General features: G+C 69.9%; 19 protein-coding genes. 17 read left to right on the top strand and 2 right to left on the bottom strand.

Annotated features, from left to right (window positions below; genetic code table 11):
- Positions 1 to 21: 21 nt before the first annotated feature.
- From QC385_RS39750 to relA, 15 genes are all read left to right on the top strand, one after another.
- The gene (locus QC385_RS39750; RefSeq protein ID WP_279546278.1) at positions 22 to 1,113 is read left to right on the top strand and encodes an ALF repeat-containing protein; all 1,092 of its coding nucleotides are present in this window, start codon (positions 22 to 24) and stop codon (positions 1,111 to 1,113) included.
- Between the two features lie 166 nt (positions 1,114 to 1,279).
- On the top strand, positions 1,280 to 5,233 hold the full coding sequence (locus QC385_RS39745; RefSeq protein ID WP_279546277.1) for a hypothetical protein: 3,954 nt from the start codon (positions 1,280 to 1,282) through the stop codon (positions 5,231 to 5,233).
- A 322-nt stretch (positions 5,234 to 5,555) separates the two neighbouring features.
- The gene (locus QC385_RS39740) at positions 5,556 to 6,128 is read left to right on the top strand and encodes a S1 RNA-binding domain-containing protein (protein ID WP_279546276.1); all 573 of its coding nucleotides are present in this window, start codon (positions 5,556 to 5,558) and stop codon (positions 6,126 to 6,128) included.
- A gap of 272 nt (positions 6,129 to 6,400) precedes the next feature.
- The gene (locus QC385_RS39735) at positions 6,401 to 6,862 is read left to right on the top strand and encodes a hypothetical protein (protein ID WP_279546275.1); all 462 of its coding nucleotides are present in this window, start codon (positions 6,401 to 6,403) and stop codon (positions 6,860 to 6,862) included.
- A gap of 330 nt (positions 6,863 to 7,192) precedes the next feature.
- Positions 7,193 to 8,104, top strand: coding sequence for a pyridoxal 5'-phosphate synthase lyase subunit PdxS (pdxS, locus tag QC385_RS39730; RefSeq protein WP_279546274.1), 912 nt, complete (start codon positions 7,193 to 7,195; stop codon positions 8,102 to 8,104).
- A gap of 5 nt (positions 8,105 to 8,109) precedes the next feature.
- On the top strand, positions 8,110 to 8,718 hold the full coding sequence (gene pdxT / locus QC385_RS39725) for a pyridoxal 5'-phosphate synthase glutaminase subunit PdxT (protein ID WP_279546273.1): 609 nt from the start codon (positions 8,110 to 8,112) through the stop codon (positions 8,716 to 8,718).
- A 48-nt stretch (positions 8,719 to 8,766) separates the two neighbouring features.
- Positions 8,767 to 9,519: a YebC/PmpR family DNA-binding transcriptional regulator gene (locus QC385_RS39720; RefSeq protein WP_150479796.1), complete on the top strand. Its 753-nt coding sequence runs from the start codon at positions 8,767 to 8,769 to the stop codon at positions 9,517 to 9,519.
- Positions 9,520 to 9,633: 114 nt separating this feature from the next.
- Positions 9,634 to 10,164, top strand: a complete 531-nt coding sequence (ruvC, locus tag QC385_RS39715) for a crossover junction endodeoxyribonuclease RuvC (protein WP_184597237.1) — start codon at positions 9,634 to 9,636, stop codon at positions 10,162 to 10,164.
- A complete protein-coding gene (gene ruvA / locus QC385_RS39710) occupies positions 10,161 to 10,766 on the top strand; it encodes a Holliday junction branch migration protein RuvA (protein ID WP_086841039.1) in 606 nt (201 codons plus the stop codon). Before ruvC ends, ruvA begins: the two co-directional genes overlap by 4 nt.
- A gap of 28 nt (positions 10,767 to 10,794) precedes the next feature.
- A complete protein-coding gene (gene ruvB, locus QC385_RS39705) occupies positions 10,795 to 11,865 on the top strand; it encodes a Holliday junction branch migration DNA helicase RuvB (RefSeq protein ID WP_279546272.1) in 1,071 nt (356 codons plus the stop codon).
- Between the two features lie 185 nt (positions 11,866 to 12,050).
- On the top strand, positions 12,051 to 12,548 hold the full coding sequence (yajC, locus tag QC385_RS39700) for a preprotein translocase subunit YajC (RefSeq protein WP_279546271.1): 498 nt from the start codon (positions 12,051 to 12,053) through the stop codon (positions 12,546 to 12,548).
- Between the two features lie 132 nt (positions 12,549 to 12,680).
- A complete protein-coding gene (gene secD, locus QC385_RS39695) occupies positions 12,681 to 14,444 on the top strand; it encodes a protein translocase subunit SecD (protein ID WP_279546270.1) in 1,764 nt (587 codons plus the stop codon).
- Position 14,445: 1 nt separating this feature from the next.
- Positions 14,446 to 15,564: a protein translocase subunit SecF gene (gene secF, locus QC385_RS39690; RefSeq protein WP_279546268.1), complete on the top strand. Its 1,119-nt coding sequence runs from the start codon at positions 14,446 to 14,448 to the stop codon at positions 15,562 to 15,564.
- Complete coding sequence (locus tag QC385_RS39685) at positions 15,561 to 16,100, top strand: adenine phosphoribosyltransferase (RefSeq protein WP_279546267.1); 540 nt, start codon at positions 15,561 to 15,563, stop codon at positions 16,098 to 16,100. Before secF ends, QC385_RS39685 begins: the two co-directional genes overlap by 4 nt.
- A 194-nt stretch (positions 16,101 to 16,294) precedes the next feature.
- Positions 16,295 to 18,820 carry a GTP pyrophosphokinase gene (gene relA / locus QC385_RS39680; RefSeq protein WP_279546266.1) on the top strand — a complete coding sequence of 842 codons (2,526 nt, stop codon included), beginning with the start codon at positions 16,295 to 16,297 and terminating at the stop codon, positions 18,818 to 18,820.
- 90 nt (positions 18,821 to 18,910) lie between these two features.
- Here relA and QC385_RS39675 read toward each other — a convergent pair whose 3' ends face one another.
- Both QC385_RS39675 and QC385_RS39670 read right to left on the bottom strand, forming a co-directional pair.
- The gene (locus tag QC385_RS39675) at positions 18,911 to 20,140 is read right to left on the bottom strand and encodes a DUF349 domain-containing protein (protein ID WP_279546265.1); all 1,230 of its coding nucleotides are present in this window, start codon (positions 20,138 to 20,140) and stop codon (positions 18,911 to 18,913) included.
- Between the two features lie 135 nt (positions 20,141 to 20,275).
- A complete protein-coding gene (locus tag QC385_RS39670) occupies positions 20,276 to 21,121 on the bottom strand; it encodes a peptidylprolyl isomerase (protein ID WP_279546264.1) in 846 nt (281 codons plus the stop codon).
- 167 nt (positions 21,122 to 21,288) lie between these two features.
- Between QC385_RS39670 and QC385_RS39665 the strand changes: the two genes are divergently transcribed.
- Entirely contained in the window at positions 21,289 to 21,996 is a 708-nt protein-coding gene (locus tag QC385_RS39665; protein WP_279546263.1) for an MBL fold metallo-hydrolase, read from the top strand.
- Between the two features lie 11 nt (positions 21,997 to 22,007).
- Positions 22,008 to 23,270: a histidine--tRNA ligase gene (hisS, locus tag QC385_RS39660; protein WP_279546262.1), complete on the top strand. Its 1,263-nt coding sequence runs from the start codon at positions 22,008 to 22,010 to the stop codon at positions 23,268 to 23,270.
- Positions 23,271 to 23,289 lie beyond the last annotated feature (19 nt).

Here is a 23,289-nt window from a genome sequence, read left to right as displayed (position 1 = left end):
TCAGATTCCGCCGATCACGGCGTGAGACGTCAGAGATGGGCCGTGTCCGCCTTGGTGGTCGCGGTGCTGGCCGGTGGCGGCGCGCTCGTGCACGCGGCGCCCGCCGGGGCGTACACCCCGGCGGTGGCCGCCGACCTGGCCGACCCGTCGTCGCTGATGGTCGCCGCCGCGGCGGACGAGGCCCGGGCACGGGTACTGCGGCTGGCCAAGTCGGGTCTGCCCGCGGAGATCCGTACGTCGGCGTGGAACGCGCTGCGCAGTACGCGGGGAGATGCGGCGATCGCGGAGTGGCTGGCCCCCGGGGGCGGTTACGACGCGGCGAAGCAGCGCCTGCGTGACGCGCGGTCACGCAACCGGGCGTTCTGCGAGCGAGTGGTGAACACGCACCCGGTGGCGTTCTCCCCGGAGGTGCGGTCGGCCGCTGAGCGGGCGCTGAAGGGCACTGACGCCGATCGGGCCGCGTTCGTGAAGACCGGTTACGCCGAGGCGCAGCAGCGTGACCGCATGATGCGGGAGGTTGACGCGCAACGCCGTCTGGAGGTGGCCGAGAAGGACCGTGCCTTCGTGCGGGCGGTCGCGGAGGGCGATCCGGGCGAGCAGGTGCGGGTGGCGGCGCAGTGGGCGCTGCGGTCCGGCTCCACGGACGCGGACGTCGCGGAGTTCTTCGGCTACGGCTGGGCGACGGGCGCGGCGTTGGACGTGGAGGCGTACCGGCTTCGGGTGGCGGACGGGGAGGTGCGGCGCCAGCACGTGCTGTCGTTGCTGGTCGCGCATGCGGTGGCCGCCGAGGAGGCGTTGAAGTCGTCGGCCGACGCGGCGAAGGCGCGTGCCGAGGCCGAGTTGGCTTGGCGGGCGGTCGCCGATCACGCGGACGGCGCGCAGAAGGCTTGGCTGGCCGAGCAGGAGGCGGCCAGCGTGCAGGCGGCGAACTGGCAGAACATCGCCCGGTTGTCCAAAGAAAGCGCGGACGCCATCTGGGAGAAGATCACCGCGCCGGCCGAGGCCCGGCAGAGCGACTGGGCCTCGGAGCAGGCGGAGGCCGCCCTGACGGCCTCCTTCTGGAAGGACATGGCAGACCGGGCCCAGGAAAGCGAGAACCGCGTCAAGGGCTGACGCCGAGGGTCCGGCGCACACCGCGCCGGGCCGGTCCACCGGGCCGACGGCCGCTCCGTACCACTGCGACTTCAGACCGAGGCCCTGATCACCCTGCCCGCGCATTGAGGGCAGGGGATTTTTTTGCCGAATTCCTTTGACCTGTCGACTTATTGAAGGAGTTTCCGTGAGGGGAAGAGTACGGCCGAGAGCCGGGACATTACGCGGGCGGGTGCCCGGATTGATGGGCAAGGCGGTGTCGACCGTCATGGCCCTGGCGGTCCTCGGCGGTGTGGCCGGGGAAGCCCGTGCCGTCACACCGGAGAGGTCGGGCGACAGGATCGAGCTGGCTCGATTACCGAAGTCGGCGACCGACCCGGCCACGACGCGTTCCGCTCTGGACGAGGCTGCCGAGGACCGTGATCGGCAATTGGTGGAGGACTTCGCGGAATTCGACGAGGAGGAGGAAGTCCGCGAGGCCGCCAGGAAGGCGTTGGAAAGTACGGATCCAAACGCAATCCGGGACTTCCTGGAGCGGGGAGAAGCCGAGGCGCGGCAGCGCGCCAAGGACAAGAGGGACGCTGCCGACGTCGCCAACCGCCGCCAGATCGAGGCGATGCGTGGCACGGGCGGCCCGTTCTTCAACGCGGAGGTCGAGCGGGTCCTGAAGGGCACGGCCCGCGACCGCGCCGATTTCCTGGCCTTCGGCGCCGAGGTCGCGCGGCAGCGGGACAAGGCGACGGAGCAGAACGACAAGGAACGCGCGGCGGAGAACCGCAAGCGAGTCGAGATGCTCGTCGCGGTCGGCGGTCCAGAGGTGAAGCGGGCCGCACAGGTCGCTTTGGCCACGGGTGACGACAATGTGATCGCCGAGTTCCTGGAGAAGGGTTATCTGGTCGCTGCGCAGAAGGACGCGGACGACCGGGCCGCGCACGAGAAGGCGCAGAAGGAGGCGCTGGAGGCGGCGGAGCGGCTGCGCAAGCTGGCGGAGAACGCGGCCACCGCCGCCGGGGCCCGCACCAAGCTGATCGCTGCGCACGGCAATGCGGTCAAGGCGCTCAAGACCGCCTCGAACGCGATGAACGCGGCGGGCTCGCAGTCCCGCGAGGCCGACCGGATGCTCGCCGCCGACCGGGCCGGCAAGCGCCTGTCCGACTACGGGCCGGTCAAGACCGAGATCGCCCGGCAGGTCGGTATCGCCGAGGACGCTGCCAAGCAGGCTCAGGTGGCGGCCGGTCAAGCCAAGGTACAGGCCGGTGTTCTGGTCGAGACGGGGCTCACCCACGGCGTCCAGTGGTCGGAGGTCGCCTCCGGTATCGAGGCCGCGGCGGACGCGGCGGCCAAGGCGGCGGCCACCGCGCAGCAAGCGGTGGAGGCAACGGCCGCCGACGCCGCGGGGCTGAATTCCAAGAACCAGGCCGAACTGCACGCGCGGCAGGCCGCCAAGTGGCGGGAGAACGCCGAGGAGCACGCGAAGGCGGCGGCCCGGCTCGCTCAGGCGGCGGCCAAGCAGGCGAAGATCGCGGCGGACGCGGCGGCCAAGTCCCGCCAGGCCAGGATCGAGGCCGAGCAGGCCGAGAAGCAGGCGTGGGACCACGCCCAGAAGACGCGCGCCGCGCGGATCGAAGCACAGCGCCAAGCCAAGATCGCAGCCGAGCAGCGGGCGATCGCCGAACGCGAGCGCGACCTGGCGGCGGCCGCACGGGCGCGGGCCGAACGGGAACGCGATGTGGCGGCTCAGGCGCGTGCGCGTGCCGAGGCCGAAGCACGGACCGCCTCGGCCAAGCGGGCCGACGCGCAGGCCGCCGCGGCTGTGGCCGCCGAGAAGCGGGCCACCGCGCAGACTCAGGAGGGCATCGCCGCCAAGGCCGACCAACTGGCCAGGGGCGAGGAGACAAAGGCCCGCAACGCCCGGAACAAGGCAGTGGAGGCCGAACGCGTCCACAGGGCGGAAGAGGCCCGGGCCAGGGCGACCGAAGCGCTGGCCGCCAAGGCGAAGGGCACCGAGCACGCCGAGACCGCGCGTACGGCGGCCACCGAGGCACGATCCGCCGCCAACGCGGCAGGAACGGCTGCCGGTTCGGCGCGCGGTGCGGCCGATCAGGCGTCCGAGGCGGCGGTGCGTTCGCGGTCGGCGGCCATCGAGGCCGCCGGTGCGGCCGCGAGGGCCCGGGCAGCGGCCAGTGAAGCCACGGCGCACGCCGCGCGGGCCAACGCCGCCGCCAACAAGGCCGAAGCCGCCGCCTTCGCTGCGAACGCGGCGGCGAGCAAGGCGGAGTCCGAGGCCGCGGCCACGCGCGCCGCGGCGCAGCGTGCCAATGCCAAGGCGGCCGAGGCCACCGCGCAGGAAGCCCGGGCCGGCATCGCCGCTCACGAGGCCTCCCGGCTCGCCGGGCTGGCCGCCATCCACGCCAACCAGGCCCATCAGGCGGCCAACCGCACCCGGGACGAAGCCGACGGCGCCACCAGGGAAGCGGCGATGGCCCGCCTCCAGTCCACCGTCGCCGTCCAGGCCGCCAGCTCTGCCCGTACCACCGCCGCCGGTATCGCCGATCCGGCCAACACCGCCATTCAGCTCACCGCGCCATTCACCGGCACGGACGTGGACGCCGACTTCGCCGCGGAGGTCGCCCAGGCCGCCCAGGCGATGGGCCAGGCGGAGGTGACCAAGGCCGAGGCCAGAGCGGCGGAGGCGGTCAAGGCCGCCGAAGCGGCCGAAGCCGCCGCCGCACGTGCCAACGCCGAGGTGGGCCCCGCGTTCAAGGCGGCGGCAGCGGCGGCGCGTTCCTCGGCGGACGCGGCACGCTCTTCCGTGGCCGCGATGAAGTCCTCGGCCCAGGCCGCCGAAGACGGAGCCAAGGCCCGAGCCGCGGCGGCACGGGCCAACGAGGCCGACGCCCAGGCGCAGGCCGACGCGAAACTCGCCCGCCAGGCCGCCAACCAGGCATTCGCGGACGCGGCAGCGGCCCGCAACGCCGCCACCCAGGCCGAGGCCGAGGCCGCACGAGCCCGCGGAGCCGCCACCGACGCGGAGAACCACGCCGCGGCCGCGAGCAGCGCTGCCACCCTGGCCGAGAAGGAAGCGAGCGTCGCCCAGGGCGCGGCCACCCAGGCGGAGAAGGACGCCGCCGATGCCGACAAGCTCGCCACCTCCGCCGAGGAGCACGCCACATCGGCGGAGACCGCCGCCAAGAACGCCGGCACCTACGCCAAGGAAGCCGACGAGGCGGCCAAACGGGCCGAGGAGTACCAACGCGAACTCCAGCGGAAGACCCGCGAGCAGGATTCCAGGCCCGGGAAGGAAATCCCTGGCGGCGACTTGTCGGAGGCTGAGCGCAAGGCACTCGAAGCCGCGGGCATCAGCATGGCGGAGTACGAGGCGGCCCGAGCGCTCGCGCAAAAGGACCTGCTGGACTATCTGAAGGAGAACGGCGCCGAACTCCTCGTTGAACTCGCCGCCGAGGAGATCAAGGAGTGCTGGGACGACCCCGACATCCCGACCTGTCTGTGGGCAGTGGTCACCAACCTGCCCTGGGCGAAGGCCGCCAAGCTCGTCGGCAAGCTCCCGCAGATCGGCAAGGCGATCTGGGGCATCAACGACTTCCTGAACAAGTCGGCCAAGGCGAAGAAGCTCGTCAAGCAGGCCGATGAAGTCATCGATAAGGTCCGGAAGAAGATCCCGGACTGCTTGGGCAAGTCCAAAAAGAAGCCAGCCCCGAAAAGCTTGGCACGGTCCGCCGGGTCGAGGGCCGGTGACGAGGATGAAGAGTGCCTCACGGCCGAGACGGTGATCTACCGCTCACCTGCCACGGGCAAGCGCGACAGCGAGAAGCGCGGCCTCAACCCGGCCAATCACGGCGGCGATCACCCTACCGCCTACTACGCCAACTTGCCCGAAGGATCCGCGCAGTACGCCGGAAACGGCCATGACTACGGCTTCCACCGCTACGTGATGAAGCCGGGATTCCGAAAGGCGTTCGGGGACCTGGAGTACCCACTTCCGAACAAGAACAACTTCCCCGGCCTGACCGAATGGCGCATCCCAGTCAGCCGGGCGGACGAGTTCAACTCGTATATCGACCATAGCAAGACGGAGTGGTGGGATTCTGCGGCAGGGGAGTACTACCCGCCCGCCGGATGACATTCCACTTCGCGAAGTGGGCGAAATCATCCTCGAATCTCCACGAGGAGAGGTCCAGGCGATGCGGCCCGGGCCTCTCCTCCCCACAGCAGGGAGAAGATTGTCCTTGGGTAATGCTGTTCCATATCCACAGTCCGACCAGAGAGGAAATTTCTGTAACAGTGCAGCACTCCACCCCGCCCCCGGCCTCACACCGCATACGACTAGGATCACGCTCGGTGGAACCATCCCGGGAATCACACCGCGTACCCTCTACGAGCCGGCAGTCGAGCCTTTGTGGAGCCGGGGAATTCACTGATCGCGTCATGGGAGGCTGGACAGCATGATCGGACCATCTCAGAACCCAGAACTCTGGGCATTCCTGGATTCATTGCATTACGGTGATCTCCTTTCTGGCACGGTCGCGGCGGTCGAACCGTTCGGCGTGTTCGTCGCGTTGGACGATGGCCCCGAACACCCGCTTTTCCCCGGCGTCGGGTTCATCACCCTTCCTGAGCTCTCCTGGCAGTCCTTCGAAGACGCGTCGGAGATCGTTCACGTCGGACAACGCGTCTTGTGCGTTTTCCTTCAGTCCGATACCTGGAACGGGGAAGCACGGCTGTCCCTGCGGGCCACAGGACCTGACCCCTTCCAGGCGTTCGCCGAGCGCGTTGAAGTCGGGCAGAGGCTGGAAGGACGAGTCGTCAAGTTGCTCCCATTCGGCGTCATCGTGGAAGTCGACGACGGAATCGAAGGGGTGATCCACCTGAGTGAGCTCGCTGGGGTACCCACCACTGTTCCCGGGAATGACCTCAAGCCCGGCGACGACATCACGGTGGTCGTCACCGGACTTGACCGACAACGCCGTACGGTGAGCCTTTCCCAGCGACAGGCCCCTCCTCCCGCCCTGGGGTGACGCCGCCGCTCCCGCGCTTACGCGGCCATGCCGGACCGCGACCGCCGCAGTGCGCGACGAGGCACTGGTGCTCTCGCACTGGCTGGAGAAGACGTGAAGAGGGTCTTTGGAGACGAGAATTAGCGCAGCTTCACTCTGCCGAGCTGCTGGCCACGGCTGACGGATTCATCCGCTGGTACAGGGAGTCTGGGGCCACGTCGGTCTTCGCCGAGCAGGCCGAGATCTTCGAGGCACACGGCATCAGGCTCGTGCACCCGGTGAGAGGTGCGGCCGTGGTGCTCGACGTCGAGGGGGACCAGGTCCTCATGCGTCCGGAGGAGCTGGGCCACGTCTTGGGCCTGCGTATCTCGTACATCACGATGGAATGGTGGTCATCCGCGGATATCGACGTCGTCGACTCCTACTCGTATGACCCGCTCGGTTGCGAGATCCAAACCCTCTGGCTGGATGGCCTCACCCGGGACCAGGCCGACACGGTCGAGACGGCCGTCGTCGCGGCGGCGACGGGACTTCCGACGCCGACCCGCGCCGTGATCGTCAATCGGCAGGGGGAAGGTGACCCTGATGACTGGGACTCGGCCGTGCTCTACGAGGGGGAGAGATCGCCGGTCGTCCGGGACCGGGCGCTGGTACGCGAACCGCTCACGGACAGGCTCCTGAGGTCGTCGCCGGAGCTGAAGAGTGAGGAGATCGGGGCAGGTCTGACCCTGCTCTCTCCCGCGCGTCCGCTCTGACACCCGGACGTTCCGCCTCGTGGCGACCGCCCGGAGGAAGGCCCCGATGGACTCACACCGTCCGGCGGGGCCTTCCGCGCACCGGCCCGAAAGTCGCCACGCCGAGGCGACCGGCCCTTGATGAACGACCGCACCGGGCCGCCGCCAGGTCACCACTGACCCGCTGGCTCTGCGGACGATCCGCAGCCGCCGGTCTGCCCCTCGACACCGTCGATCTCCTGGACGCTCACCGAAAAGAATCCACCAGCTTCCCATTGGCCCTTGCAGTGGCCTGGTCCCCTCGCGTTTCCTCAGTGCTGCTGGATTCCCCTTTCCGTAGCGAGGTCACCCGTGTCCACCACGTCCCCCAACTCCCAGGCCCCCGAGACCGGCACCGCCCGTGTGAAGCGCGGTATGGCCGAGCAGCTCAAGGGCGGCGTCATCATGGACGTCGTCACGCCGGAGCAGGCGAAGATCGCCGAGGACGCGGGCGCCGTCGCCGTCATGGCCCTGGAGCGGGTCCCGGCCGACATCCGCAAGGACGGCGGCGTGGCCCGCATGTCCGACCCGGACATGATCGAGGGCATCATCGAGGCCGTCTCGATCCCGGTCATGGCCAAGTCCCGCATCGGCCACTTCGTCGAGGCCCAGGTGCTTCAGTCCCTCGGCGTCGACTACATCGACGAGTCCGAGGTCCTCACCCCGGCCGACGAGGTCAACCACTCCGACAAGTGGGCCTTCACCACGCCGTTCGTCTGTGGCGCCACCAACCTGGGCGAGGCCCTGCGCCGCATCGCCGAGGGCGCCGCGATGATCCGCTCCAAGGGCGAGGCCGGCACCGGCAACGTCGTCGAGGCGGTCCGCCACCTGCGCCAGGTCAAGAACGAGATCGCCAAGCTGCGCGGCTTCGACAACAACGAGTTGTACGCCGCCGCCAAGGAGCTGCGCGCCCCCTACGAGCTCGTCAAGGAGGTCTCCGAGCTCGGCAAGCTGCCGGTCGTGCTGTTCTCCGCCGGCGGTGTCGCCACCCCGGCCGACGCGGCCCTGATGCGCCAGCTCGGCGCCGAGGGCGTCTTCGTCGGCTCCGGCATCTTCAAGTCCGGCGACCCGGCCAAGCGCGCCGCCGCCATCGTGAAGGCCACCACCTTCTACGACGACCCGAAGATCATCGCCGACGCGTCCCGCAACCTCGGCGAGGCCATGGTCGGCATCAACTGCGACACCCTGCCCGAGACCGAGCGCTACGCCAACCGCGGCTGGTAACACCCATGAGTGAAGCACCTGTGATCGGCGTCCTGGCCCTCCAGGGCGACGTACGGGAGCACCTCGTCGCCCTGGCCGCGGCCGATGCCGTGGCCAGGCCGGTGCGGCGCCCCGAAGAACTCGCCGAGGTGGACGGCCTCGTCATCCCCGGCGGCGAGTCCACCACCATCTCCAAGCTGGCCGTCCTGTTCGGGGTGATGGACCCGCTTCGCGCGCGCGTGCGGGACGGCATGCCCGTCTACGGCACCTGCGCCGGCATGATCATGCTCGCCGACAAGATCCTCGACCCGCGCTCGGGCCAGGAGACCGTCGGCGGCATCGACATGATCGTGCGCCGCAACGCCTTCGGCCGGCAGAACGAGTCCTTCGAGGCGGCCGTCGGCGTCAGGGGCGTCGAGGGCGACCCGGTGGAGGGCGTCTTCATCCGCGCCCCCTGGGTGGAGTCCGTCGGCGCCCGGGCCGAGGTGCTCGCCGAGCACGACGGCCACATCGTCGCGGTCCGTCAGGACAACGCTCTGGCCACGTCCTTCCACCCGGAACTGACCGGCGACCACCGCGTGCACGCCCTGTTCGTCGACATGGTGCGCGCCAACCGGACGGCCGAGTCCTTGTAGGATTCCTGCGTTCGTTGCTGAGATGGGTTACGCGAAGGAGACAGGCAGATGTCCGGCCACTCTAAATGGGCCACGACGAAGCACAAGAAGGCCGTCATCGATGCCAAGCGCGGCAAGCTCTTCGCGAAGCTGATCAAGAACATCGAGGTCGCGGCGCGGATGGGCGGCGCCGACATCGATGGCAACCCGACGCTCTACGACGCCATCCAGAAGGCCAAGAAGTCGTCGGTCCCCAACAAGAACATCGACTCCGCGGTCAAGCGCGGCGCGGGCCTGGAGGCCGGCGGCGCCGACTACGAGACGATCATGTACGAGGGCTACGGCCCGAACGGTGTCGCGGTGCTCATCGAGTGCCTCACCGACAACCGCAACCGCGCCGCCTCCGAGGTCCGCGTCGCCATGACCCGCAACGGCGGCTCCATGGCCGACCCGGGCTCGGTGTCGTACCTGTTCAACCGCAAGGGCGTCGTGATCGTCCCCAAGGGCGAGCTGACCGAGGACGACGTGCTGGGCGCCGTGCTCGACGCGGGCGCCGAGGAGGTCAACGACCTCGGCGAGACCTTCGAGGTCATCAGCGAGGCCACCGACCTGGTCGCGGTCCGCACCGCCCTCCAGGACGCGGGCATCGACTACGACTCCGCCGACGCCAACTTCGTCCCGACCATGCAGGTCGAGCTGGACGAGGAGGGCGCCAAGAAGATCTTCAAGCTGATCGACGCGCTCGAGGACAGCGACGACGTGCAGAACGTCTTCGCCAACTTCGACGTCAGCGACGAGGTCATGGAGAAGGTCGGCGCGTAACGCCGCCGCGGGCTCCGCAGGACCAACGGGCCGACGGGACACACCCCGTCGGCCCGTCGCGTTGTCGGTGGCACCCGATAGCCTGCACAAACAGGTGAGCGAGAGGGAGGGCGCGTGCGCGTACTGGGGGTGGACCCGGGACTGACCCGGTGCGGTGTGGGCGTCGTCGAGGGCGTCGCCGGACGGCCGCTCACCATGATCGGCGTCGGCGTCGTCCGGACCCCCGCCGACGCGGACCTCGGCCACCGCCTGGTCGCCATCGAGCAGGGCATCGAGCAGTGGCTGGACGAACACCGGCCGGAATTCGTCGCCGTGGAGCGCGTCTTCAGCCAGCACAACGTCCGTACGGTGATGGGCACCGCCCAGGCCAGCGCCGTCGCCATGCTCTGTGCCGCCCGCCGCGGCATCCCCGTCGCCCTGCACACCCCGAGCGAGGTCAAGGCCGCCGTCACCGGCAGCGGCCGGGCCGACAAGGCCCAGGTGGGCGCGATGGTGACCCGCCTGCTCCGGCTCAGCGCACCGCCCAAGCCCGCCGACGCGGCCGACGCCCTCGCCCTCGCCATCTGCCACATCTGGCGCGCCCCCGCGCAGAACCGACTCCAGCAGGCCGTCGCCCTGCACACATCGAAAGGCCGTACGGCATGATCGCCTTCGTCAGCGGCACGGTCGCCGCGCTCGCCCCCGACGCAGCGGTCGTCGAGGTCGGCGGCGTCGGCATGGCCGTCCAGTGCACGCCGAACACGCTGTCCACGCTCCGCATGGGCCAGTCCGCCAAGCTGCACACGTCCCTGGTCGTGCGCGAGGACTCGCTCACCCTGTACGGCTTCGCGGACGACGACGAGCGGCAGGTCTTCGAGCTGCTCCAGACGGCCAGCGGTGTCGGTCCCCGGCTGGCCCAGGCCATGCTCGCCGTGCACAGCCCGGACGCCCTGCGCCGGGCCGTCTCCACCGGCGACGAGAAGGCCCTCACGGCCGTCCCCGGCATCGGCAAGAAGGGCGCCCAGAAGCTGCTCCTGGAGCTGAAGGACCGGCTCGGCGCGCCGGTCGGCGCACCCTCCGTCGGCGCGCCGGTCAGCAGTGGCTGGCGCGACCAGCTGCACGCGGCCCTGATCGGCCTCGGGTACGCGACCCGGGAGGCCGACGAGGCGGTGGCCGCCGTGGCTCCGCAGGCCGAGGCCGCCGAGGGCACGCCCCAGGTGGGCCAACTGCTGAAGGCGGCCCTGCAGAGCCTGAACCGCGCCCGATAGCCCGTACCGAGATTCCGAGGCACACTCCATGAACTGGGACGACACGACCGACGCCGAAGCCGCCGAGCGGCTCGTCGGTGCGTCCGCCGACCGTGAGGACCAGGCCGTCGAGGCCGCCCTGCGCCCCAAGGACCTGAACGAGTTCATCGGCCAGGAGAAGGTCCGCGAGCAGCTCGACCTCGTCCTGCGCGCCGCACGCGCGCGGGGCGCCACCGCCGACCACGTACTGCTCTCCGGCGCCCCCGGCCTCGGCAAGACCACCCTGTCGATGATCATCGCGGCCGAGATGGGCGCCCCCATCCGCATCACGTCGGGCCCCGCCATCCAGCACGCCGGAGACCTGGCCGCGATCCTCTCCTCCCTCCAGGAGGGCGAGGTCCTCTTCCTCGACGAGATCCACCGCATGTCCCGGCCCGCCGAGGAGATGCTGTACATGGCGATGGAGGACTTCCGCGTCGACGTCATCGTCGGCAAGGGCCCGGGCGCCACCGCCATCCCGCTGGAGCTGCCCCCCTTCACCCTGGTCGGCGCCACCACGCGCGCGGGCCTGCTGCCGCCCCCGCTGCGCGACCGCTTCGGCTTCACCGCCCACATGGAGTTCTACGAACCGGCCGAACTGGAGCGGGTCATCCACCGCTCCGCGGACCTCCTCGAAGTCGAGATCGAGCCGGACGGCGCCGCTGAGATCGCCGGCCGTTCCCGCGGCACGCCCCGCATCGCCAACCGCCTGCTGCGCCGCGTCCGGGACTACGCGCAGGTCAAGGCCGACGGACTGATCACCAGGGACATCGCCGAGGCCGCCCTCGCCGTCTACGAAGTGGACGCCCGCGGCCTCGACCGCCTCGACCGTGGCGTACTGGAAGCCCTGCTCAAGCTGTTCGGCGGCGGCCCCGTCGGCCTGTCCACGCTCGCGGTCGCGGTGGGGGAGGAGCGTGAGACCGTGGAAGAGGTCGCCGAGCCCTTCCTGGTACGGGAGGGACTGCTGGCCCGCACCCCGCGCGGCCGGGTCGCCACCCTCGCCGCATGGGCGCATCTCGGCCTCACCCCGCCCCGCTCCCAGACTGCCGGAAACGGACAACAGGACCTGTTCGGGGCGTGACGGCGCCGTCACGGCTCCGGGACGGCGAGGCCAGTGGCCGGAGCAGGAACCCCGGTGCCATGCTGAGCGTTGTTCCATGCGCGCGGACTCGCTTAGACTCCGCCGATGCCGCCTTTGCCGGCGGCGTACACACCCCCAACCATCTGGCCGCTCACAGCGCGGTCGTGTGAAGGAAGTACCGACCCGTGAGTCTCCTGACCCTCCTCCCGTTCATCGTGCTCATCGGGGCCATGTTCCTGATGACCCGGTCGGCCAAGAAGAAGCAGCAGCAGGCCGTGGAGATGCGGAACCAAATGCAGCCCGGCAGCGGTGTCCGCACCATCGGGGGCATGTACGCCACGGTCAAGGAGGTCAACGAGGACACCGTCCTCGTCGACGCCGGCCCGGGCGTCGAGCTCCTCTTCGCCAAGAACTCCATCGGCGCCGTCCTCACCGACGACGAGTACAACCGCATCGTCCACGGCGTCGAGCACGACCTGAAGTCCGACGCCGACATCGTCCCGGACGACGCCTCCTCCCTCACCGAGACCGGCGACTCCGCCGCCGACGCCACCGCTGACGACAAGGCCGTCGACCTCGGCAAGAAGGACGCGGCCGAGGAGCCGGCCGACGACGCCCCGGCCGGCGAGGCGAAGACGGACGAAGAGCCGAAGAAGACCGACGGCGGCTCCGAGGCGAAGTAGTCGCGTCCCGGGGTGCACGGGCCCGGCCCGCGCATCCCGGGACACGACCGGCTCGCACGGAGTCCCGACACCATGTGATGGCCGCCCGTCCGCCGATCCGGAGCGAGGCGGCCCGAGAGGGAGTACGAGAAGGTGGCCACACCTAAAAAGGGCCGGAGCGCGAGCGCCCAGAGCAAGCCGGGGCGCTCGCTGGCCCTGATCCTGATCGCCATCGCGGCGCTCACCGGTGGGATGTTCGCCTCGGGGCACACCACCCCGCGTCTCGGCATCGACCTGGCCGGCGGCACCAGCATCACGCTCCGCGCGGTCCCCGAGGCCGGCAACGAAGCGGCGATCAACAAGACCAACATGGACACCGCCGTCTCCATCATGGAGCGCCGTGTCAACGGTCTGGGCGTCTCCGAGGCCGAGGTCCAGACGCAGGGCCGGGACAACATCGTTGTCAACATCCCCAAGGGCACGAACTCCGAGCAGGCCCGCAAGCAGGTCGGCACCACCGCCAAGCTCTACTTCCGCCCGGTCGTCGCCACCGAGGTCTCCGGCGGCGGCGCGGCCAGCCCCTCGCCGAGCCCCACGGGAAGCCCCTCGGACCAGCCGTCCGGCAAGGCCACCGACAAGCCCGAGGCCACCGACAAGGGATCCGCCTCCCCGTCCGCCTCTCCCAGCACCCAGGGCCGCGCGGTCACGGACGCGCTGAAGGCCGACGCGACGCCGTCCGCGAGCGCCTCGGACAAGGCGAAGGCCAGCCCCTCCCCGTCCGCGTCCGGCGGCACCGCCGCCGACGACGCGAGCAAGCTCCAGGAGCAGTACGCCAAGCTCGACTGCACCAACGAGAAGACCCGCTCCACCGTGGGCGACGGCGTCAAGGCCTCCCAGCCCACCCTGGCCTGCGGCGAGAACGCGCAGGGTCAGTGGCAGAAGTACATCCTCGGCCCCGCCGAGGTCGACGGCACCGACGTCGACAAGGCCCAGGCCGTCCTGAACACCCAGACCGGTGCGGGCTGGACGGTCACGATGGACTTCACAGACGGGGGCGCCAAGAAGTTCGCGGACATCACCGGCAAGCTGGCGCAGAACCAGTCGCCGCAGAACCAGTTCGCGATCGTCCTCGACGGTGACGTGGTCTCCGACCCGTACGTGCGCCAGGCCCTGACCGGCGGCAACGCGGAGATCTCCGGCAACTTCACCCAGCAGTCCGCCCAGGAACTCGCCAACATGCTGTCGTACGGTGCGCTGCCGCTGACCTTCAAGGTGGACAGCATGACGACGGTGACCGCCGCGCTGGGCGGTGACCAGCTGAACGCCGGCCTGATCGCAGGCGCGATCGGTCTCGCGCTGGTCGTCATCTATCTGCTGGCCTACTACCGCGGCCTGTCGTTCATCGCGATCCTCTCGCTGCTGGCGTCCGCCGCGCTCACGTACACGCTCATGGCCCTGCTCGGCCCGACCATCGGCTTCGCGCTGAACCTGCCGGCCGTATGCGGTGCCATCGTCGCGATCGGCATCACCGCGGACTCGTTCATCGTGTACTTCGAACGCGTCCGCGACGAGATCCGCGAGGGCCGCACCCTGCGCCCCGCCGTCGAGCGGGCCTGGCCGCGCGCCCGGCGCACCATCCTGGTCTCCGACTTCGTGTCGTTCCTCGCCGCCGCCGTGCTCTTCATCGTCACGGTCGGCAAGGTCCGGGGCTTCGCGTTCACGCTCGGCCTGACCACCCTGCTCGACGTGGTCGTCGTGTTCCTCTTCACCAAGCCGCTGCTGACGCTGATGGCCCGCCGCCCGTTCTTCGCGAACGGCCACAAGTGGTCCGGCCTTGACCCGAAGAGCCTGGGGGCGCAGCCACCGCTGCGCCGCACCCGCCGCCCCGCCGTCCCCGTCGACCCCAAGGAGGCCTGAGATGTCGAAACTCGGCAACCTCGGCGCCCGGCTGCACCGTGGCGAGGTCGGCTACGACTTCGTCAAGAACCGCAAGATCTGGTACGGCCTGTCCATCCTGATCACCATCACGGCCATCGTCGGCCTGGCGGTCCGCGGCCTGAACATGGGCATCGAGTTCGAGGGCGGCGCCGTCTTCAACACCCCGAAGAACACCAGCGCTTCGGTGTCCCAGGCGGAGGAGTACGCGGAACGGGCCTCCGGTCACGACGCGATCGTCCAGGAGCTGGGTGACGGCAGCCTGCGCATCCAGGTCGCCGGCATCGACACCGACGCGGCGAACACGATCAAGAACACGCTGGCCGACGACCTCAAGGTCGACTCGGAGCAGATCAACGCCGAACTGGTCGGCCCCAGCTGGGGCGAGCAGATCGCGAACAAGGCGTGGCAGGGCCTCGGCATCTTCCTGATCCTCGTGGTGATCTACCTGGCGATCGCCTTCGAGTGGCGCATGGCGCTCGCCGCGTTCGTCGCACTGATCCACGACATCACCATCACGGTCGGCATCTACGCCCTCGTCGGCTTCGAGGTCACGCCGGGCACGGTGATCGGTCTGCTGACCATCCTCGGCTACTCGCTCTACGACACGGTCGTGGTCTTCGACAGCCTCAAGGAACAGACGAAGGACATCACCAAACAGACCCGCTGGACCTACAGCGGCGTCGCCAACCGCTCGATCAACAGCACCCTGGTCCGCTCCGTCAACACCACGGTGGTCGCGCTGCTGCCGGTGGCGGGCCTGCTGTTCATCGGTGGCGGTGTCCTCGGCGCCGGCATGCTGAACGACATCTCGCTGTCGCTGTTCGTCGGTCTGGCCGCCGGTGCCTACTCCTCGATCTTCATCGCCACGCCGCTCGTCGCCGACCTCAAGGAGCGCGAGCCGCAGCTGAAGGCCCTCAAGAAGCGGGTACTCGCCAAGCGTGCGCAGGCCACCGCCAAGGGCGAGACGCCGGAGAACGAGGTCGTCGACGACCAGTACGACGACGAGCCGGAGGACGCCACCCCCGCGGTCGTCGGCCCGCGCAACCAGCCCGCGTCCCGCACCCGTGGCCGTGGCCGTCCTTCGGGGAAGCGCCGGTGACCGACATCAGGGAGCTGCTGCTCAGCCGCATCAGGGACGTGGCGGACTACCCGGAGCCGGGCGTGATGTTCAAGGACATCACCCCGCTCCTGGCGGACCCGGCGGCGTTCACCGCGCTCACCGACGCCCTCGCCGAGATCGCCGAGCGCACCGGCGCCACCAAGATCGTCGGCCTGGAGGCCCGGGGCTTCATCCTCGGCGCCCCGGTCGCCGTGCGCGCCGGCCTCGGCTTCATCCCCGTACGCAAGGCGGGCAAGCTCCCCGGAGCCACCCTCGCCCAGGCCTACGACCTGGAGTACGGCTCGGCGGAGATCGAGGTGCACGCCGAGGACCTGTCCGCCGACGACCGCGTCCTGGTCGTCGACGACGTCCTCGCCACCGGCGGCACCGCCGAGGCATCGGTCCAGCTCATCCGCCGGGCCGGCGCCGAGGTCGCGGGTCTCGCCGTCCTCATGGAACTCGGCTTCCTGAGCGGCCGCGCCCGCCTGGAACCGACTCTGAACGGTGCCCCGCTGGAGGCGCTGCTCACGGTCTAGACAGGCCCCGGCAGCCCGGTGGACACCGGCACGACACCGCGGAGGCGGGCCCGGAGAAATCCGGCGCCCGCCTCTTCCGTTTCCCGGGTAGACGGTCCTCACATTGGCCTGAAGGCGATCCTGGGGTCCAGGATGGCTACCATGGGATCTCCGGAGCCTGACCGGGGGACCCGGATCGCGCACGAGGAGCCCTCTTGCCAGACGAGGCCCAGCACCTGACCGCCGCCAAGCCCGAGTCCGCCTCGGCAGCGGCGGCGAAGCCCGCGCCGAACGCGCCCCACGCGAAGAACGACACCCGCGGGCCCGTCGAGCGCGCCCAGTCGGCGCCGGTCGACAAATCCGCCGAGCAGTCGCGGCCCAAGCCCGTCCCGCCCCCGCCCGCCGTGCGCCAGTCCGGCAGCCAGTCCGCCCGCACCGGCTCCTCCAACCGCGTCCGCGCCCGTCTGGCCCGGCTCGGCGTGCAGCGCGCGAACCCGTACAACCCGGTGCTGGAGCCGCTGCTGCGGATAGTGCGCAGCAACGACCCGAAGATCGAGACGTCGACACTCCGCCAGATCGAGCGCGCCTACCAGGTCGCCGAGCGCTGGCACCGCGGCCAGAAGCGCAAGAGCGGCGACCCGTACATCACGCACCCCCTCGCCGTGACGACCATCCTCGCCGAGCTGGGCATGGATCCGGCCACCCTCATGGCCGGCCTGCTGCACGACACGGTCGAGGACACCGAGTACGGCCTGGAGGACCTGCGCCGCGACTTCGGCGACGTGGTCGCCCTGCTCGTAGACGGCGTCACCAAGCTGGACAAGGTCAAGTTCGGCGAGGCCGCACAGGCCGAGACCGTGCGCAAGATGGTCGTCGCCATGGCCAAGGACCCGCGCGTCCTGGTCATCAAGCTCGCCGACCGCCTGCACAACATGCGCACCATGCGCTACCTCAAGCGCGAGAAGCAGGAGAAGAAGGCGCGCGAGACCCTGGAGATCTACGCGCCGCTCGCCCACCGCCTGGGCATGAACACCATCAAGTGGGAGCTGGAGGACCTCGCCTTCGCGATCCTCTACCCCAAGATGTACGACGAGATCGTCCGCCTGGTCGCCGAGCGGGCGCCCAAGCGCGACGAGTACCTGGCCATCGTTACCGACGAGGTCCAGCAGGACCTGCGGGCGGCCCGCATCAAGGCGACCGTCACCGGCCGCCCGAAGCACTACTACAGCGTCTACCAGAAGATGATCGTCCGCGGCCGTGACTTCGCGGAGATCTACGACCTGGTGGGCATCCGCGTCCTCGTGGACACCGTCCGCGACTGCTACGCGGCCCTCGGCACGGTGCACGCGCGATGGAACCCGGTCCCCGGCCGGTTCAAGGACTACATCGCGATGCCCAAGTTCAACATGTACCAGTCGCTGCACACGACGGTCATCGGCCCCGGCGGCAAGCCGGTCGAACTCCAGATCCGCACGTTCGACATGCACCGCCGAGCCGAGTACGGCATCGCCGCGCACTGGAAGTACAAGCAGGAGGCCGTCGCCGGCGCCTCCAAGGTGCGCACCGACGCCCCCAAGTCGTCCGGCAAGAGCAAGGACGACCACCTCAACGACATGGCGTGGCTGCGGCAGCTGCTGGACTGGCAGAAGGAGACGGAGGACCCCGGCGAGTTCCTGGAGTCCCTGCGCTTCGACCTGTCTCGCAACGAGGTCTTCGTCTTCACCCCCAAGGGCGACGTCATAGCGCTCCCCGCCGGTGCCACCCCGGTGGACTTCGCCTACGCCGTCCACACCGAGGTCGGCCACCGCACCATAGGCGCCCGGGTCAACGGCCGGCTGGTGCCGCTGGAGTCCACCCTCGACAACGGCGACCTGGTGGAGGTCTTCACCTCCAAGGCGGCCGGCGCCGGCCCCTCCCGCGACTGGCTCGGCTTCGTCAAGTCACCGCGAGCCCGCAACAAGATCCGGGCCTGGTTCTCCAAGGAACGCCGGGACGAGGCGATCGAGCAGGGCAAGGACGCCATCGTCCGGGCGATGCGCAAGCAGAACCTGCCGATCCAGCGCATCCTGACCGGCGACTCCCTGGTGACCCTCGCGCACGAGATGCGCTACGCGGACATCTCCGCGCTGTACGCGGCGATCGGCGAGGGCCATGTCTCCGCGCAGAACATCGTGCAGAAACTCGTCCAGGCCCTCGGTGGCGAGGAGGCCGCCACCGAGGAGATCGACGAGTCGATCCCGCCGGCTCGCGGCCGCAGCCGCAAGCGCCGCTCCAGCACCGATCCGGGCGTCGTCGTCAAGGGCGTCGAGGACGTGTGGGTCAAGCTCGCGCGCTGCTGTACGCCCGTCCCCGGCGACCCCATCATGGGCTTCGTCACGCGCGGCAGCGGCGTATCGGTTCACCGCACCGACTGCGTCAACGTCGACTCGCTGTCCCGCGAGCCCGAGCGGATCCTCGAGGTCGAGTGGGCGCCCACCCAGTCCTCGGTCTTCCTGGTCGCCATCCAGGTCGAGGCCCTGGACCGCTCCCGGCTCCTCTCGGATGTCACCCGCGTGCTGTCCGACCAGCACGTCAACATCCTCTCCGCGGCCGTCCAGACCTCCCGCGACCGCGTCGCCACCTCCCGCTTCACCTTCGAGATGGGCGACCCGAAGCATCTCGGCCACGTTCTGAAGGCGGTCCGGGGAGTGGAGGGCGTCTACGACGTCTACCGGGTGACGTCGGCACGCAACAGGTCGTGACAGGCCGTGACAGGTCGCCGCAGTCGTAGCGGCGGCCACGCGAAAGGGGGCCCCGTACGCGCGGTACGGGGCCCCCTTTCGCGTGGCTGATCAGCCTCCGAACTCCTGGAGGCCCTTCAGCGCCTGGTCCAGCAGCGCCTGGCGGCCCTCGAGCTCACGCTCGAGCTTGTCGGCCTTGGCGTTGTTGCCCTGCGCCCGGGCCTGCTCGATCTGGCCCCGCAGCTTGTCCACGGCGGCCTGGAGCTGACCGGTCAGACCCTCGGCACGCGCGCGTGCCTCCGGGTTCGTCCGCCGCCACTCGGTCTCCTCCGCCTCCTGGAGGGCCCGCTCGACCGCGTGCATACGGCCCTCGACCTTGGGCCGGGCATCGCGCGGCACGTGCCCGATGGCCTCCCAGCGCTCGTTGATCGTACGGAAGGCGGCCCGGGACGCCTTCAGGTCCGTGATCGGCAGGAGCTTCTCGGCCTCCTCGGCCAGCTCCTCCTTGAGCTTCAGGTTCTCCGCCTGCTCGGCGTCCCGCTCGGCGAAGACCGAGCTGCGCGCGGCGAAGAAGACGTCCTGGGCGCCGCGGAAGCGGTTCCACAGGTCGTCCTCGTGCTCACGCTGGGCGCGGCCTGCGGCCTTCCACTCGGCCATGAGCTCGCGGTAGCGCGCGGCTGTGGCACCCCAGTCCGTCGAGTTCGACAGCGCCTCGGCCTCGGCGACCAGCCGCTCCTTGATCCGACGCGCCTCCTCGCGCTGCGCGTCCAGCTGCGCGAAGTGCTGCTTGCGTCGCTTGGAGAACGCCGACCGCGCGTGCGAGAACCGGTGCCACAGCTCGTCGTCGGACTTGCGGTCCAGCCGCGGCAGCCCTTTCCAGGTGTCCACCAGGGCCCGCAGCCGCTCACCGGCCGCCCGCCACTGGTCGGACTGCGACAGCTCCTCCGCCTCGGTGACCAGCGCCTCCTTGGCCTTGCGCGCCTCGTCGGACTGCTTCGCCCGCTGCGCCTTGCGCTCCTCGCGGCGCGTCTCCACCAACTCGGTCAGCTTGTCCAGCCGGACGCGCAGGGCGTCCAGGTCGCCCACCGCGTGGTGTGCGTCGACCTGTTCCCGGATGTGGTCGATGGCCGCCTGGGCGTCCTTCGCCGACAGGTCGGTGGTCTTCACTCGCTTCTCGAGGAGGCCGATCTCGACAACCAGGCCCTCGTACTTGCGCTCGAAATAGGCCAGCGCCTCCTCGGGGGAGCCCGCCTGCCAGGAACCGACGACCTGCTCGCCGTCGGCCGTACGCACGTACACGGTCCCCGTCTCGTCGACGCGGCCCCACGGGTCGCTGCTCACAGCGCCTCCTCCACATGATGCCTGCGAGGGGCCTCAGCACCCCCGGGCATCGTCCACAGTTTCGTCACGGCCAACATAGGCGACCGGCGGGGGGCGTGTCCGCATCCCGCGCGACCGAAATTACGCAGTTGAGGGTCAGGATTCGGTGACCGTGGCCTTGTTGATCACGACCGTCGCGTTGGGCGCCGTGTTGCCCGTCTGAGGGTCGGGAGCCTGGGCTCCGGCGTCGGCGATTTTCTTGAGGACCTTCATGCCCGCCTCGGACACCGTTCCGAACGGTGTGTAGTCGGGCGGCAGCTGACTGTCCTGGTAGACGAGGAAGAACTGGCTGCCGCCGCTGTCGCGGCCCTGCTTCGTCTGCGCGTTGTACTGGTTCGCCATCGCGACAGTGCCCGCCGGGTACACCCCGCCCTTGAGGCTCTTGTCCTTCAGATTCTCGTCCGGGATCGTGTAGCCGGGACCGCCCATGCCGGTGCCCTGCGGGTCGCCGCACTGGAGCACGTAGATGCCCTGGTTGGTGAGCCGGTGGCACTTGCTGTGGTCCAAGTAGCCCTTGCCCAGAAGGAAGTTGAACGAGTTGACGGTGTGGGGCGCCGCCGACGCCTTCAGCGCGATGTCTATCTCGCCGCAGGTCGTGTCCAGCTTCATCGTGTACTTCGCGGACTCGTCGATGGTCATCGCCGGTTCCTTCTTCCAGGTCTCCGACTTGACCTTGCCCGGAGCCGGCTTCTCGCACGGGTCGGGGGCCTTGCTGGGCGAGGCGCTCGGGGTGACCTCCGCGCCCGCCTTCTCCGTCTTGCCGTCGTCCTCGAACGGCTTGGTCAGGTAGACCGACACGGAGAGCACCACGACCACGCCGAGGACCGAGGCGATCACCGAGTTGCGGATACGGGCCTTGCGTCGCGCATCAGTGCGTCGCTGCTGCTGCCGCAAGTACTTCTCACGGGCGAGCTGACGCCGCCGCTGTTCCTGGCTGACCACCGGGTTCTCTCCTCATGCGTCTCTAACGTCGACCGGTACGCGTGGGGCCTGTGCGCCGACCGCCTGCGTGTGCCCCGTACCGTATATGGGTTCGCTGAGGAATCGGCAGCGCCGGTAGGCTCTGACAGCAGCCGCAGCCGCCCGTATCGACACAACGAAGGACGATCGTGCTCATTGCCGGGTTCCCCGCCGGGGCCTGGGGGACGAACTGCTACCTCGTCGCCCCCGCCGCCGGTGAGGAGTGCGTGATCATCGACCCCGGCCATCAGGCCGCCGACGGCGTCGCGGAAACGCTCAGAAAGCATCGGCTCAAGCCCGTCGCGGTCGTCCTCACGCACGGCCACATCGACCACGTGGCCTCGGTCGTCCCGGTGTGCGGCGCGCACGACGTGCCGGCCTGGATCCACCCCGACGACCGGTACATGATGAACGACCCGGAGAAGGGAATCGGCCGTTCCATCGGGATGCCGCTCCTCGGCGAGCTGACCGTGGGGGAGCCCGACGACGTCAAGGAGCTGGCCGACGGTGCGAAGCTGGAGCTGGCGGGTCTGGAGCTGTCCGTGGCGCACGCGCCCGGCCATACCAAGGGGTCGGTGACCTTCGGGATGCCCGAGGCGGCGGACATCCCGCCGATCCTGTTCTCGGGCGACCTGCTGTTCGCCGGCTCCATCGGACGCACCGACCTGCCCGGCGGTGACATGGCCGAGATGCTCGACTCGCTGGCCCGCGTGTGCCTGCCGCTCGACGACTCGACCGTGGTGCTGTCCGGCCACGGCCCCCAGACGACCATCGGCCAGGAGCGCGCCACCAACCCGTATCTGCGGCAGGTGGCGGCCGGCCAGGGAGCATCTCCGGCTCCCCGACGAGGAATGTGACGAGACCTTCCGTGAGCACCTTCAAGGCCCCCAAGGGCACGTACGACCTGATCCCGCCGGACTCCGCGACGTTCCTGGCGGTCCGTGAGGCGATCGCCGCACCGCTGCGCAACTCCGGCTACGGCTACATCGAGACACCCGGCTTCGAGAACGTCGAACTCTTCGCGCGCGGCGTCGGCGAGTCGACCGACATCGTGACGAAGGAGATGTACGCCTTCGAGACCAAGGGCGGCGACAGGCTGGCCCTGCGCCCCGAAGGCACGGCCTCCGTCCTGCGTGCCGCGCTGGAGGCCAACCTGCACAAGGCGGGCAACCTCCCGGTCAAGCTCTGGTACTCCGGCTCTTACTACCGCTACGAGCGCCCCCAGAAGGGCCGCTACCGCCACTTCTCCCAGGTCGGTGCCGAGGCGATCGGTGCCGAGGACCCGGCGCTGGACGCCGAGCTGATCATCCTGGCCGACCAGGCGTACCGCTCGCTGGGTCTCGGCAACTTCCGGATCCTGCTCAACAGCCTGGGCGACAAGGAGTGCCGCCCGGTGTACCGGACGGCACTCCAGGACTTCCTGCGCGGCCTGGACCTGGACGAGGACACCCTGCGCCGGGCGGAGATCAACCCGCTGCGCGTCCTGGACGACAAGCGCGAGTCGGTCCAGAAGCAGCTGGGGGACGCCCCGCTGCTGCGCGACTACCTCTGCGACGCCTGCAAGGCGTACCACGAGGAGGTCCGCGAGCTGATCACGGCGGCCGGCGTCGCCTTCGAGGACGACCCGAAGCTGGTCCGCGGCCTGGACTACTACACCCGCACGACGTTCGAGTTCGTCCACGACGGCCTGGGCTCCCAGTCCGCCGTCGGCGGCGGCGGGCGCTACGACGGCCTGTCCGAGATGATCGGCGGCCCCGCGCTGCCGTCCGTCGGCTGGGCCCTCGGCGTCGACCGCACGGTCCTCGCGCTGGAGGCCGAGGGCGTCGAGCTCGAACTCCCCGCCAGCACCAGCGTGTTCGCCGTCCCGCTCGGCGAGGAGGCCCGCCGGGTCCTGTTCGCCAAGGTCACGGAGCTGCGCAAGAACGGCATCGCGGCCGACTTCTCCTACGGCGGCAAGGGTCTCAAGGGCGCGATGAAGAACGCCAACCGCAGCGGCGCCCGCTACGCGATCGTCGCCGGCGAACGCGACCTCGCCGAGGGCGTCGTCCAGCTCAAGGACATGGAGTCGGGCGAGCAGACGGCGGTGGGCGTGAACGAGATCGTGGCGGAGCTGGAAGCGCGACTGGGCTGACAGCGGACCAGGAGCACAG

Source organism: Streptomyces sp. DH10 (assembly GCF_029813805.1).
Taxonomy (GTDB): Bacteria; Actinomycetota; Actinomycetes; order Streptomycetales; family Streptomycetaceae; genus Streptomyces; species Streptomyces coeruleofuscus.
The sequence above is the reverse complement of the archived record's forward strand: the minus strand, read 5'-3'. Positions and strand labels throughout refer to the sequence as shown.